A 14,385-nucleotide genomic window follows, 5' to 3' on the forward strand; every position below is an offset into this window, starting at 1 on the left:
GAGGTATCAATGGCCAGCGCTTTGACCACCATCGACATGGAGGATTTCGCCAGTGACGAAGTTCGCGCCGTCCAGGTAGAGGATCGCCTGCACGATGTCATCGATCTCACCCATATGTCCGACCGGGTGCAGGCTGCCGAGGGCGGCGTGAGTTTCTTCGCCGTGCATCGGTGTTTTGATGATGCCGGGCGATACCGCGTTGACCCGAATACCACGCTTGGCGTACTCGATGGCCAGAGACTTGGTCGCCGCGTTGATGCCACCCTTGGTCAGCGAAGCGAGCACCGACGGTACGCCGTCAATCGCGTGGTCGACCAGGCTGGTGGTGACGCTGACGATATGGCCGCTGGCGTTTTTCTCCATTTCGGCAATTGCCAGTTGCGAGATATGGAAGAAGCCGCTCATGTTGGTCGCCACGACCTGTGCGTAGTCTTCTTTGCTGTATTCGGTGAAGGGTTTGGCGACGAATATCCCGGCGTTATTGACCAGCGTGTCGATACGACCGAAGCGTGCAACGGCTTCGCGGATCACCCGCTCGGCGGTTTGCGGGTCGGCGATGTCGCCGGCGACGGCGAGAATGTCCGGGTCAGTGGATGGTTTGATCGAGCGCGAGGTCGCGACAACCTGATAGCCGCGTTCACGGAATCCTTTGACCAGACCTGCGCCAATGCCTTGCGAGGCGCCAGTGATCACTACAACTTTTTTGGACGTGTTCATGATGTTTCCTCATGCAATCTGGATGGTTTGAATAAACGGATTTCGCAGGTCAGGCGTGAGCCGCAACCTGTGCTGCCTGACGTAACGCTTGCTGGTAATAAGCGACGGACTGGGAACCGGGGATGACCTGTTTGTCATCCAGGACCATGGCCGGAACCGAATCGATGCCGCGCTGCTGGTAAAACCGTTCGAGTTCGCGCACTGGTTGGCTGAACTCAGCGTTGGCCAGCACCTCTTGTGCACGCTGGCTGTCGAGTCCGACTGTGCCTGCCAGCATCACCAGGGTGGCGTGGTCATTCGGGTTCTTGCCGTCAGTGAAGTAGGCCTTGAGCAGCGCCTGCTTCAACTCACGCTGACGTCCTTGTGTGGCGGCCCAGAACAGCAGTCGGTGGGCGTCGAAGGTGTTGTGGAAATGGCTGCGTTTTCCGAGGTCGAAGTGAAAACCGATCTGCTCGCCGCGTTCGATGATCATCGCGTTGCGATCCGCCACTTGCTCAGCGCTGCGCCCGTATTTGCGCATCATGTGCTCGATGGCGTGCTCACCTTCGGCGGGCATGTCGGGGTTCAGTTCGAACGGTTTGTAGGTCAGCTCCACGTCGACTTCGCCTGCCAGGTTGCGGATCGCTTGCTCCAGAGCGGTGGCGCCCAATGCGCACCAGGGGCAAACGACATCCGAGACGAAATCGATTTTCACGGCCCGGCTCATGACTGCGAATCCGCCAACTGTTGGCGATACTCGGTGGTGGTGATGCCGGCATAACCCCAGTTATCGGTGTCGACTTCCTCGATCACGATGTGGGTGAGTTTCGGGTCCTTGTGCAGCACCCGCTGCATCGTTTCGGTGATTTCCTTGATGACCTGGGCTTTCTGTTCCCGGGTCACGCCGTCACGGGTGATACGTACGCTGATGAAAGGCATTTGAGGTATCTCCAGTCGCTGGCCCGTCGGAGTGATGGGCGGCTGTTGGAGAGGACTTTAGGGGGAGGGCGGGAATTGATAAATGGGGCTTGAGGTACATCATTTGTGATGTGGTGTATCAAATGGCTGCGTGCGGTGAAGTGCGCAAGAAGTTGCGCAGTACCTGGCCTGTTTTCATCCGGGAAAGTCTGTGCAGGCCTTATGAACCGCGGCTTTCAGCCTAGTGCGCAACTTCTTGCACACCACTGCGCAAAAAGTTGCGCACTTTTATTTGTTTAATCTCGTTTATTCAAAGGTCGGCGTACGGGCTGTTTGTTTAAGGCGTTGAAGAATAATGGTTTTGTGATAGCTGGCATGGAGTTTGATAGCTCAAGCCTGCCCGGACAGGCAATGGTGCCTGTCGGTTGTGTGTTTTAAGCAAGGAGAGCATCCCCATGGCAACACCAGCGTACATGTCCGTTACTGGCGAAAAACAAGGTCTGATCACTGCCGGCGCATTCACCGCCGACTCCGTTGGCAACACCTTTCAGGAAGGTCATGAAGACCAGGTCATGGTGCAGGCTTTCACCCACGACGTGATCATCCCGCGTGACCCGCAATCCGGTCAGCCAACCGGTCAGCGCGTGCACAAGCCAGTGGTCATCACCAAGGTCTACGACAAGGCTTCGCCTCTGCTGCAAGCGGCTCTGACCTCCGGCGAGCGCATGAGCGAAATCGTTATCCAGTGGTACCGCACTTCGGCGCAAGGCACCCAAGAGCACTACTACACCACCAAACTGGAAGACGCGATCATCGTCGCCATCAACAACAAAATGCACAACTGCCAGGATCCAGGCAACGCGCACTTCACCCATCTGGAAGAAGTGCAGTTCACCTACCGTAAAATCACCTGGACCCACGAAGTCTCCGGTACTTCGGGTTCCGATGACTGGCGTGCTCCGGTCGTTTAATCGCGGCTGATAGTGATACCGACTCGACCAGTCTGACTGGTCGAGTTCACTGTTCGATCAAGGAATTCTTCGCCTCAGGCTCTTGCACCCTGAGGCGTGTTGCAGCACTGCGCGAGGAACAAGGGATGTTCTCACCGGCCAACCAGCCTCATTTCAATCTGACCGTCGATGGCATCGACAGCGATTTCCAGGTGCTGTCGTTTACCGGTCGTGAGGCCCTCAACACGCCATTCGAATTCGAGCTGGAACTGGTCAGCGAAAAGGCCTCGATCAACCTCGAAAGCGTGCTGCACAAACTGGCATTTCTTCAGCTGTCGCCAACCGGCACTGGCATTCACGGGCTGGTCTACAGCATCGCCCAGGGCGAGGCGGGCAAGCGCCTGACGCGTTACAAGATTTCCCTGCGCCCGCAACTGGCGTACCTCGCGCACCGGGTCAACCAGCGCATTTTCCAGCAGATGACCGTGCAGCAGATCATCAGCCAAGTGCTGGAAGAACACGGCATCCTCGCCAGCGATTACCACTTCCAACTCAGCGCGATTTACCCCGAGCGCATCTACTGCGTGCAGTACGACGAGTCCGACCTGGATTTCATCCAGCGCCTGTGTGAAGAAGAGGGCATTCACTACCACTTCCAGCACACGTCCAGCGGGCATAAGCTGACCTTCGGCGATGACCAGACAGTGTTCCCGAAACTCGCGCCAGTGGCCTATCAGCAGGACTCCGGACTGGTCGCCGACAAACCGGTGGTCAAGCGTTTCGGCCTGCGTTTGGCCACGCGTACCAGTCGCACCACGCGCCGCGATTACGACTTCGTCAAACCGAAGATCGAGCTGGAAAGCGATGCCAAAAGCAGCGCCCAGCCAGACCTCGAAGACTACGATTACCCGGGCCGTTTCGTTGATCGCGAGCGCGGCAAACACCTGGCCAATCGGGCCCTGGAGCGCCATCGCAGCGACTATCGACTGGCCGAGGGCAACAGCGATCAGCCGATCCTGGTCAGCGGGCATTTCCTCGCCCTGACCGAACACGCCAACCCGACGTGGAACGACCTGTGGCTGCTCACCGAGATCTTCCACGAAGGCAAACAGCCGCAAGTGCTGGAAGAGTCGGTGACCAGCGACACCACCGACAACAAGGACGATTTCCACCAGGGCTATCGCAACCGCTTCAGCGCGATTCCGTGGGACGTGCCTTATCGTCCGCCGCTCGATCATCCGAAACCGAAAGTCCTCGGCACGCAAAGTGCGGTGGTCTGCGGCCCTGAAGGCGAAGAGATCTACTGCGACCAGTACGGCCGGGTGAAAGTCCAGTTCTTCTGGGACCGCGAAGGCAAACACGACGACATGACCAGTTGCTGGATGCGCGTCGCGTCGAGTTGGGCCGCGGAAACCTTTGGTTCGATCAACATTCCGCGGGTCGGCATGGAGGTGTTGATCACCTTCCTTGAGGGCGACCCCGATCAACCACTGATCACCGGTTGCCTGTACCACGGCGCCAATCTGCCGCCGTACAAACTGCCGGATTTCAAGACCCTGGCCACGGTCAAGAGCAAGGAATACAAGGGCAGCCGCGCCAACGAACTGCGCATCGACGATACCACCAGCGAGATCAGCATCGCGTTGCGCAGCGACCACGGCGCGAGTGCGATCAACCTCGGCTATCTGACCCATCCGCGCCCGAGCGGTGGTCAGCCGCGCGGTGAAGGTTTTGAGCTAAGAACCGACCGCCACGGTGCGGTGCGTGCGGCGGCCGGTCTGCTCATCACCACTGAGCCGCGTCCGAACGAATCCAAGCACCACAAGGATCTGCCGGAAACCGCTGAACGCCTCGCCACCGCCAGCGATCAGCAAGATGGATTCGCCGTTCAAGCCAAAGAGCTGCAAGCCCAGGAAGCCGGCGATCAGGACGACGTCGCCAAAGCGTTGCACGCCCAGCATCAAGGCGTACTCGGCAGCGGTCCGGCGAACCTCACCGCCAACGAATTCCCCGAATTCACCGAACCGCATCTGGTCCTCGCCAGCCCGGCCGGCATCGCCCTGACCACGCCACGCTCCAGCCACATTGCCACCGGCGAACACCTGGCGCTGAGCAGCACCGGCCACACCAGCCTGTCGATCGGCAAACGCCTGCTCGCCAGTGCCAGCCGTGGCATGCGCCTGTTCGTGCAGAGCATGGGCTGGCGTCTGGTAGCCGCGTCCGGCGACATCGACGTACGAGCGCTGAAGGACAGCATCAACCTGCTGGCCAAACTCAACATCACCGCCAATGCCGACCGCATCACCATCACCGCCAAGACCGAACTGGTGATCCAGGGCGGCGGCAGCGCCACCACCTACAACGCCGGCGGCATCACCCACGCCACCAGCGGCCCGTACACCGCGCACGCGGCGAACTTCGCCTACACCGGCGCGAAAAGTCTCGCCGGCGTGTTCCCGGAACCGCCGAAGCCGGGCAAAGGCAATCTGGAATTGTTCAACCAATACGCCGGGCGCCAAGGCATCAAGGACGGCGATTACGAAGTCATCGATGCGCTGGGCAAAAGCATCAAGGGCAAGCTCGACGGCAAGGGTTTCGCCAGCGTCGCCGGCGCTGCACCGGGGCCTGCGCGTGTGCTGTTCGGCAAGGATCCGGCGGATACCTGGAGCGATGGCAGTTACATCGGCAAACCGGAGTGGCCGTTGAATCCACCGGGGGCCGAAGAAGTACCGAGTCAGGTGCAGGCGATGGTCGCGCAGGTGTTGCCGAGCAAGAGTTGGGAGATGTTGGAGAAGGGCAAGGACATGGCGCAAACAGGGATGAGTGTGATGCAGACGGCGCAAGGCGCGATGCAAACAGCGCAGCAAGTGAAAGGTGTGGTGCAGGGCGGGGTGGCCGGGTTGCCGAAGCTGGCGAGTGCGGCGTTGCCGAGTGCTTCGGGTCTTCTTGGAGCGGCGAGCAAGGCGGGCAAATTGCCGAGTCTGCCAGCGCCGACGATTTCGAAATCTGTTGTTAAAACTCCAAGCCTCCTGACCGGAGAAGTACTGTCATGACTGAAGCAGCCGGTGCGCAAAAACGTGAACCACAGGTCGCCGTTGTACCGTTGAACACTCTGGATGTGCAGGATGTCGGGCGCGGTGCGGCTCGATTTGATGCCTGGCTGCGATCTATCAGTGGCGATGTGGTTACGCTGGATCGTATCAAGGGTGTAGCTGGAGCCCTGCCTGTTGTCGGCAACATCATGGCGCTGGTTGATGCGCTTGGCGATATCGTGACCCTCACCAAAAGCAAGCAGCGCGAACTGCTCGACTGGGTGAGCCTGGGCATCAACCTGATTGGTGTCTTGCCCGCGCCTCCCACGATGGCTGCAGCGCGCATGAGCTTGCGTCCGACCCTGTTTCTTGTTCGTCAGGAACTGCGCAACAGCGTCAAAATGCTGTTGGGCGATTCAATGATTGAAGTATTGGTCGGTCATTTGAATGCAACCATCGTCGGCACGATTGATGACTTCGTCAAACAAGCCCAAGGAAAGCTTTCCGGGATACTCGCTGACGCTGGAAAACTGGGCGAAAGCGCGGTCAGCGAAATTGCCAAAGGGCTTGAGGCCGTCGTCAACGGCAAGCTTGACGCGAAAGGCGATGCACGCGCGGCCAGTCAGAAAATCACCACGGCGGGCAATCAACTGCTCAGTGATCCTAAAGCGGCCATCGGGAACATTTTTGGTGCCGCCTTCAGTGCTTACAAAGCAGTAGGTAAGGGTGTCGCCAACAGTGCAGCCAGGAATCTGCTTCCGGATCAAGCCAAGAAGCTGGTGTTGACGCATACCGGAACCTTGCGAGCTATGGGGCCTGAGATAAAAACCCAACTGAGCAAGTTGGGGGATCCAGGTACACGTCATTCGATCGGCTGGTTATTGCAAATGCTCAGCGGTGCTGTTTTGACGTGGCGCAAGCGCCGTGGGCATGGTCAGAGCGCGAGCGTCAAACCCAATGCGACTAGCAAGGCACAACGCAAGGCCGGGGAAGGTCGATTAGAGGCCTCCAGTCATCAAGCACCGGCCAAAGGTGCAGCCAATCCAAACAAGAACGTCGCTTGTACGGGGACCTGCCACAGTATTAGTTTTTCGCTGGGCTCAGAGCTACTTCGTCATATCGACTTCAGTCTGCCCGGTGCCTTTCCAATCGAGTGGTCGAGAACCTATAACTCTCGACTGGATGCCTATGACCAAGGCTCATTGGGTGCACGCTGGGTAACCGAACTGAGCACACGCTTCGATTGCCGAGAAGAGGGTCTGGTCTTTTTTGGCTCCGATGGCAGAAGCCACGACTACCCACTCCCCAAGGTCGGACTTTTTCACTATGACCCTATAGAGAACGTCACGCTGATCCGCAGCAGAGAAGATCAGTTGCTGTTATGCCACGGCTTTGAGCGCAAGGAAACCTACGTCCGTCATGGTCGGCGCTATCTGTTGGCTGGCGTTGTACTTCGTAACGGTGCCGGGATCATGCTTCATTACGAGCATCGTCACGGTGACGAATCGATCCTGTCGGACTTGATGACTTATCAGGACGAAGTCACTCAAGTGCTTTCGCATCTGGGCACGTTAATTGATGATCACGGACGTCTCACCGGTTTGTGGGAGATCAAGGATGGCGTGCCTCAGCGTCAACTGTGCAGTTATCAATACGACACCTTCGGCAATCTGATTCTGGCCCAGGATGAAAATGGAGCCGCTTGGTCGTATCAGTACGAGCATCACTTGATCACTCGCTATACCGATCGAACCGCCCGGGGCATGAACATCGAATGGCAGGGGCGTGGCGCCGACGCAAAGGCTATTCGGGAATGGGCGGACGATGGCAGCTTCGATACGCGTCTTGAGTGGGATGACAATATTCGTTTGACCTATGTGACGGACGCGTATGGCAACGAGACCTGGCATTACTACGACATCCTTGGCTATACCTATCGCATCCGTCATCCGGATGAGCGCTCTGAATGGTTCTTTCGTGACGACGCCAAAAATCTGGTTCGTCATGTTCATACAGATGGAAGTACCGATCGCTTCAGCTACGACGCCCGCGGGAACATGGTTGAACACATCCGCCCGGATGACAGCGTCGAGTACTACGCGTTTGACGACCATGATCAACTGATCAAAATCAGTGACGCAGAAGGTGGTCAGTGGCAAAGAGGGTATGACGACCGCGGCAACCTTGTTGAGGCGATAGATCCTTTAGGCAACAAGACGGAGTACGCCTATAACAAGGCCGGCCTGCCAATTGCCATCAAAGATGCCAACGGCAATGAAAAAGCGATCGAATACAACGAGGCCGGCCAACTGACCAAGTACGTTGACTGTTCTGGCAAGGCCAGCGCATGGGCGTACGATGCGCGTGGCCAGATGATCTGCTTCACTGACGCCGCCGGACAAAGCACTGAATACGAATACAGAAATGGTCAGCTGGTGCTGATCAAACATCCTGACAAAACGGAAGAGCGTTTTGAGCGGGACGCAGAGGGGCGACTGCTGGCGCACGTTGATGCATTGGGGCAATGCACGACTTGGAGTTATACCGCGGCCGGGTTCGTCAGTGAGCGTGTAGATGCCGCCGAGCAGAGCCTGCGTTACAGCTGGGACCGTTTGGGTCGTCTGGTTGCCTTGGAGAACGAGAACGAACAACGCGCCCACTTTCACTACGATCCGCTTGGCCGCTTGTTGGAGGAGAGGGGGTTCGACGGACGCACGACTCGCTATCAATACAATCCTGAAACCGGGCGCCTGGATAGCAAGTTCAATGGCCAGCGTGTCATCAAGTTCAACTTCGACTCCATGGGGCGCCTGACTGATCGTCATGCAAATCTGGGCGGTGAGTCTCAAAGTGAAGCGTATGCCTATGACGGAAATGGTCGTCTGGTCATGGCTAGCAACGGCAACAGTCGCCTGAACTGGTTTCATGATCCTGCCGGCAATCTTATTCGTGAACACCAGCACTATCTGGATCTCGACAAGCCTCTTGTCGCTGTCTGGAAACATGAATACGACGTTCTCAATCTACGCATAGCGACGGTTCGCCCAGACGGGCACAAGGTGAGCTGGTTGACCTACGGAAGTGGCCACCTTCTGGGGTTACGACTGGACGATCATGATCTGATTGCATACGAGCGCGACGATCTGCACCGTGAAGTGGCACGCCATCAAGGTAATCGGCTACTACAAACCCAGAAGTGGGACCCGGCTGGGCGGCTTCAGGAGCAACTGCTGGGGCACTCTGACGACAAATCGACTCTACTCAAGCGCGAGTATAAGTACGATGCAGTGGGCCAGTTGACCGAGATTAACGACACTCGACGGGGCCCATTGGCGTACCGCTACGACCCGGTTGGCCGTCTCATCAGTGCCGTCAGCCGACTGGGCACCGAAACATTTGCATTCGATCCGGCCAGTAATCTGTTGGATGACGCGGTTACGCAGGTTCGAAGACCGCTTGATCAGGACACGCCGCGCAGCAAGTTGCTCGATAACCTCCTGCGTGAATACGCCGGTACTCACTATGAGTACGACGAGCGTGGCAATCTTATCCAGCGATGGCACAACGGAAGTTACAGCCGTATGCGCTGGGATCTGTTTGATCGAATGGTGAATTTCGACGATGCACGTTTGAGTGTCGATTTCGCTTATGACGCGTTGGGCCGGCGCCTGTACAAAAACTCCAATGCTCACTACAAGGAGCGTCCAGAGGCAGGGTCTCAGTGGAATCACAACGAACATGCTCGTAAACAAAGAGAGTTAGGCTGCGGTTTTACGTTATTTGGCTGGGACGGAGATAACCTGGCGTGGGAAAGCAGTCCTGCTCAAGCAGATGACGGAACGGGGAGAACGGTTCATTACGTTTTTGAGCCAGGCACTTACATTCCGGTAGCCCAGGCTGTTTCCAACGGCTCGATACAACTGTCAGGACTGCCCGATTATGTTGGCGACTACACGCTCGACGACGATCCCTTGTGGAATCACCAACCGACTGTACAAAGTTTCGATGCGATTGCCTGGTACCAGTGCGATCGTATGGGGACACCATTAGAACTCACTGATGAGAACGGTGAGATTGCCTGGAGTGCTCACTACAAGGCATGGGGAGAGGTTCGTGAGCAACGTTCCGCTCGAGCACAGCAGTTGGGGTTGGCCAACCCGATACGTTTCCAGGGGCAGTACCACGATGTCGAGACCGGCCTGCATTACAACCGCCATCGCTACTATGACCCTGGTGTCGGTCGATTCATAAGCAAGGACCCGGTAGGTTATGCAGGTGGTTTGAACACCTACGCTTACGCGCCTAACCCCACAGGCTGGATTGACCCTCTAGGCTTGACGAATACCCCAGACGGTACGGGGAAAACCGTTCCGATGAACAATCTGGGTATTCCCGACAAGAGTCAATTTGCTCCAAAACCTGGCATTACAAAGCCTTACGCTCGAAGTTCGGCGTGTGGGCCTACTACGGCGCAAACCGCCTCGGTACAGGGCCTACCTTGTGTGGTGTGTGGAACCGTGGCGCCTAAAATGGTTGCTGATCACAAAGATGCCTTGGTGGTGGAGTATTATCGAACGGGCACTAACGATGTGACGCATCAGTCCTCGTTGTTGGCTGTGCAGTCACACTGCCCCGTCTGCTCAAAAAAACAGGGTGGGCATGCATCATCGTATTCAAAATGTATGAAAACCAAGCTGGGAATCTGATTTATGCAAAAGGCTGACGCTGTTTATCCGGACCAGGCGCAAACAGAAATCTGTAGCAAGTATGGAATGCCTGTGCAACCGCCCGAAGAGATGGTCGCGATCGCTATTGACTCGCTTGGCAAGTCGCCGATTTATGGCACAAGAGTTCAATTGCCGGAAGACGGCAATATCAGCTGGTTTATTCACTGTGGTGAGTTCTCTGACGCGGATGACTTCTACAAGCCTGTCCATGTTCACCACCTGAGTGAAATGTTGCCTCAGGTTGTGAATTATCTTTGTCTGCCCACTGGCGCAAAATTCATCATCGATACAGCCGGCTATGAAGATGTCTGGATGGCTGAGTAAGGAGTGTTGAAGCCGGTTCACCACCGGTTTCGCGTTTGATTGATCCCGTGGATCAATTGGAATATCAGCGGCTTGGTCAAAGGAGTGACAACATGAAAGACGCCATTCGCTTGGGCGACTCCACCACTCACGGTGGCAAGGTCCTCGAAGCCTTCTCGCAGACTGACCTCAACGGCAAACCCATTGCCGGGGTCGGGCACAACGTCAGTTGCCCGTTGTGCAAAGGGATATTCCCGATTGCCGAGGGCAGCAGCACCTACACCGTCGATGGCACGCCCATCGCGCTCGATGGCATGAAAACCGCCTGTGGCGCTGCGCTGATTGCCAGTGGCCCGAAGGGTGCGGTCGTCAGCTGAGTGCTGTAATGCCGCTGACGGAGAGCCAGCGGCGTGGCGTTTGACCTTAGTGAAGAAATGTAATTTGAATGCAGTGGGCGGTAGCGGCTGCGGAGGAAGGCAATGACGTCAGGGTTTTCAAGCGAACTCAGAACTCTCTCCGCCAGAGATTTACAACGTTATCCCTCAACTGTAATTCAAGGGAGGGCAGCATCACGTCACCGTCACACTTGGACTCCCGTTCAAGTGTGACGGTGACAAAAGCAAAGCCCAGGGACGAAAGGGCGAAGTGTTGACGTGAGGTCAATACCAGAATCTGGAAGCGAGCTTGCCCGCGGAATTGGCGCATGCGCACCTGCCGGCCACGGCTTCTCAAGCCAGCAACTGCGCGATCCATTCAGCCTGTCGCGTGATCTCTCGTACCTTCGCCTCGGGCAAAGCCTGCTGCGCCCGGGCGAACTGACCGAGGGTCTTTTGCTTTTCGTTCAGTATGCGTTGCCACTTGGCCAGAAACTCTGGCCTGCGTGCCTGCATCTGTAGCGGGCCGAAGTACAGTTCCTGGTCGGAATAGCTCACCGGTTCGGCGCGTTCGGCGACGATGATTTCGTAGTCGAAGCGGTTTTCCCGCAGCACTTCTTCACTGAGGATGCGGTAGCCGTTTTCCATCAGCCACTGGCGCAAAGGTTGTTCACCGCCGTTGGGTTGCAGGATCAGACGTTCCTGGCCGTTGAGGTGAGCCTTGCCGCTGTCGAGGATGTCGCGGATGGTTTCACCGCCCATGCCGCAGACGCTGACGGCGGTGATGCCGTCGTCAAGTTTGATTGCTGCCAGACCATCGGCCCTGCGCACACAGATGTGCTGCTGCAAATCGTTTTCGCGCACAGTGCGTTCAGCCGCGTGGAACGGCGTCGCCGCAACCTCGCCAGCCACGGCCGCGCTGATCAAACCACGACGCATCAGCGCCACCGGCAGATAGCCGTGATCCGAGCCGATATCCGCCAGTCGCGCACCGGCAGGTACGTGGGCAGCCACCCGCTCGAGGCGCATGGACAATGTCTGTTCGTTCAACGGCAACCCCTTGATGGCAGGCAAAGGGGTGCAACTCTGGCGAGCAACGTCGGGCCTGTCAAATCCCGGCGACGGAATTCAATGGCCCATTGGCCGCGCTTAATGGCCAATGGGCGCTGAGGTTTAGCCGGCCAACGTTGCGTTGTCGATCACAAAACGATATTTCACATCGCCCTGGAGCATGCGCTCGTAGGCGTCGTTGATCTGGTCGGCGCGGATCAGTTCGATGTCGGAGACGATGCCGTGCTCGGCGCAGAAGTCGAGCATTTCCTGAGTCTCAGGGATGCCGCCGATCATCGAACCGGCAATTGTGCGACGCTTCATGATCAGGTTGAACACGTTCGGCGACGGGTGCGAGGTGGCCGGGGCACCGACCAGGGTCAAGGCACCATCACGCTTGAGCAGCACGAGGAATGCATCGAGATCGTGCGGCGCGGCGACGGTGTTGAGGATCAGGTCGAAACTCTTGGTGTGTGCGGCCATTTCTTCGGCGTTGCGCGAAACCACCACTTCATCGGCGCCCAGCGCTTTGGCCGCTTCGCGTTTGGATTCAGAGGTGGTGAACGCCACCACGTGGGCGCCCAAGGCGTGGGCCAGTTTGATGCCCATGTGGCCAAGGCCACCGATGCCGACCACGCCGACTTTCTTGCCTGGGCCGGCGTTCCAGTGACGTAGCGGCGAGTAAGTGGTGATGCCAGCACACAGCAGCGGCGCGACGGCGGCCAGTTGCGCTTCGGGATGGCGAATACGCAGGACGTAGCGTTCATGCACGACGATGTTTTGCGAATAACCGCCCAGCGTCCAGCCCGGTGCGTCCGGGGTCGGGAAGTTGTAGGTGCCGATCATGCCGTCGCAGTAGTTTTCCAGGCCGCTTTCGCAATCATCGCAATGTTTGCAGCTGTCGACGATGCAACCGACGCCGACCAGATCACCGACCTTGTAGTCCGACACATGTGCGCCGACGGCCGACACGCGACCGACGATTTCGTGCCCCGGTACGCACGGGAATTGCGTGCCGGCCCATTCGGCGCGCACCTGGTGCAGGTCGGAATGGCAGATGCCACAGAACGCAATGTCGATCTGCACATCATGGGCGGCCGGCGCGCGGCGGTTGATCTGCATCGGCTCAAGGGGTTTGTCGCCCGCGTGGGCGCCGTAGGCTTGTACAAGCATGGGAACATCCTCGATCGGTTTGTCGTAAGGCATTGTTTCTGCTTCAGCGCTGCGGGCACTAGTGCATTCCTGTGCAATCCTTGCCTGATCCTGTGCGTTGTTGTGACATTGCGCGGACAGACGCTCGTGGCGTTTGCAGGTAATCTCCCGATTCACTGACGACAACAAAATCAAAACAGGAGTCATTGATGCAACCAATCCGTCTCGGTCTGGTGGGCTACGGCAAGATCGCCCAGGATCAACACGTCCCGGCAATCCTCGCCAATCCCGCTTTCCAGTTGGTCTCCGTCGCCACCCAGGGCCAGCCTTGCCCCGGAGTCGAAAATTTCCGTTCGCTGAGCGAGCTGCTGGAAAACGGCCCGCAGGTTGACGCGATTGCCTTCTGCACGCCGCCGCAAGGTCGTTTTGCGCTGGTGCAGCAAGCGCTGGCCGCCGGCAAACACGTGTTGGTGGAAAAACCACCGTGTGCCACTTTGGGTGAGGCATTGGCCTTGGTTGATCAGGCAGCAGAGCAGGGCGTCAGCGCCTTGTTTGCCTGGCATTCACGCTATGCGCCCGGTATCGAAGCCGCGCGCGACTGGCTCGCCTCGCGCACGCTGCAAAGCGTGCAGATCGACTGGAAAGAAGACGTGCGCAAATGGCACCCCGGGCAGACCTGGATCTGGCAACCCGGCGGCCTCGGCGTATTCGATCCGGGCATCAATGCCTTGTCGATCGTCACCCATCTGCTGAAGCTGCCGCTGTTTGTCGAATCGGCCGAACTGCGTGTACCGAGCAACTGCCAATCGCCGATTGCTGCGTCGATCAAAATGGCTGATGCGCATCAACTCGATGTGCGTGCGGAGTTCGACTTCGACCATGGCCATGATGAGCTGTGGAGTATCGAGGTGCGTTGCGCTGAAGGCGTGTTGCGCCTGGATAACGGTGGTGCGCTGTTGAGCATTGACGGTGTGCGCCAAGCGGTGTCGGAGGAGGGTGAGTACGCAGCGGTGTATCGGCATTTTCAGCAGTTGATTGGCGACAAGGCAAGTGACCTGGATGTGCAGCCGTTGCGCTTGGTGGCGGATAGTTTCTTTGTCGGCAGCCGAGTGTCCGTTGAGGCGTTTTACGATTAGAGCGGCGGGCAACGTAACCGGTCAATCGCTCTTTACTTTTTTTGCCT

11 protein-coding genes are annotated in these 14,385 nt (G+C 57.7%); 6 read left to right on the top strand and 5 right to left on the bottom strand.

What is annotated here, in order from left to right:
- Positions 1–6: 6 nt before the first annotated feature.
- Genes PspR84_RS12780 through PspR84_RS12790 form a run of 3 tightly spaced genes read right to left on the bottom strand, consistent with a single transcriptional unit; the run spans position 7 to position 1,635 of the window.
- Positions 7–717 carry an SDR family NAD(P)-dependent oxidoreductase gene (locus PspR84_RS12780; protein ID WP_108225372.1) on the bottom strand — a complete coding sequence of 237 codons (711 nt, stop codon included), beginning with the start codon at positions 715–717 and terminating at the stop codon, positions 7–9.
- A gap of 49 nt (positions 718–766) precedes the next feature.
- Positions 767–1,423: a DsbA family oxidoreductase gene (locus tag PspR84_RS12785; protein WP_160057525.1), complete on the bottom strand. Its 657-nt coding sequence runs from the start codon at positions 1,421–1,423 to the stop codon at positions 767–769.
- Positions 1,420–1,635, bottom strand: a complete 216-nt coding sequence (locus tag PspR84_RS12790) for a 4-oxalocrotonate tautomerase family protein (protein WP_016987787.1) — start codon at positions 1,633–1,635, stop codon at positions 1,420–1,422. The genes PspR84_RS12785 and PspR84_RS12790 overlap by 4 nt, the downstream gene beginning before the upstream one ends.
- 434 nt (positions 1,636–2,069) lie before the next feature.
- On the opposite strand from PspR84_RS12790, the gene PspR84_RS12795 reads away from it, so the two are divergent.
- The 5 genes from PspR84_RS12795 (at position 2,070) to PspR84_RS12815 (ending at position 11,003) form a co-directional block, all read left to right on the top strand.
- Positions 2,070–2,585, top strand: coding sequence for an Hcp family type VI secretion system effector (locus PspR84_RS12795; RefSeq protein WP_008084998.1), 516 nt, complete (start codon positions 2,070–2,072; stop codon positions 2,583–2,585).
- 125 nt (positions 2,586–2,710) lie between these two features.
- Positions 2,711–5,617 carry a type VI secretion system tip protein TssI/VgrG gene (tssI, locus tag PspR84_RS12800; protein ID WP_160057526.1) on the top strand — a complete coding sequence of 969 codons (2,907 nt, stop codon included), beginning with the start codon at positions 2,711–2,713 and terminating at the stop codon, positions 5,615–5,617.
- On the top strand, positions 5,614–10,302 hold the full coding sequence (locus PspR84_RS12805; RefSeq protein WP_160057527.1) for an RHS repeat-associated core domain-containing protein: 4,689 nt from the start codon (positions 5,614–5,616) through the stop codon (positions 10,300–10,302). Before tssI ends, PspR84_RS12805 begins: the two co-directional genes overlap by 4 nt.
- Positions 10,303–10,305: 3 nt before the next feature.
- Entirely contained in the window at positions 10,306–10,647 is a 342-nt protein-coding gene (locus PspR84_RS12810; protein ID WP_116029673.1) for a hypothetical protein, read from the top strand.
- Between the two features lie 92 nt (positions 10,648–10,739).
- On the top strand, positions 10,740–11,003 hold the full coding sequence (locus PspR84_RS12815) for a PAAR domain-containing protein (RefSeq protein ID WP_123376776.1): 264 nt from the start codon (positions 10,740–10,742) through the stop codon (positions 11,001–11,003).
- 351 nt (positions 11,004–11,354) lie between these two features.
- Here PspR84_RS12815 and PspR84_RS12820 read toward each other — a convergent pair whose 3' ends face one another.
- Both PspR84_RS12820 and PspR84_RS12825 read right to left on the bottom strand, forming a co-directional pair.
- Positions 11,355–12,050, bottom strand: a complete 696-nt coding sequence (locus tag PspR84_RS12820) for a tRNA (adenine(22)-N(1))-methyltransferase TrmK (RefSeq protein WP_342794635.1) — start codon at positions 12,048–12,050, stop codon at positions 11,355–11,357.
- Between the two features lie 123 nt (positions 12,051–12,173).
- Positions 12,174–13,223, bottom strand: coding sequence for an NAD(P)-dependent alcohol dehydrogenase (locus tag PspR84_RS12825; RefSeq protein WP_160057529.1), 1,050 nt, complete (start codon positions 13,221–13,223; stop codon positions 12,174–12,176).
- Between the two features lie 188 nt (positions 13,224–13,411).
- Here PspR84_RS12825 and PspR84_RS12830 point away from each other — a divergent pair, with 188 nt between their 5' ends.
- A complete protein-coding gene (locus PspR84_RS12830; RefSeq protein ID WP_160057530.1) occupies positions 13,412–14,338 on the top strand; it encodes a Gfo/Idh/MocA family oxidoreductase in 927 nt (308 codons plus the stop codon).
- Positions 14,339–14,385 lie beyond the last annotated feature (47 nt).

Origin of the sequence: Pseudomonas sp. R84, assembly GCF_009834515.1 — a bacterium.
Classification (GTDB): Bacteria; Pseudomonadota; Gammaproteobacteria; order Pseudomonadales; family Pseudomonadaceae; genus Aquipseudomonas.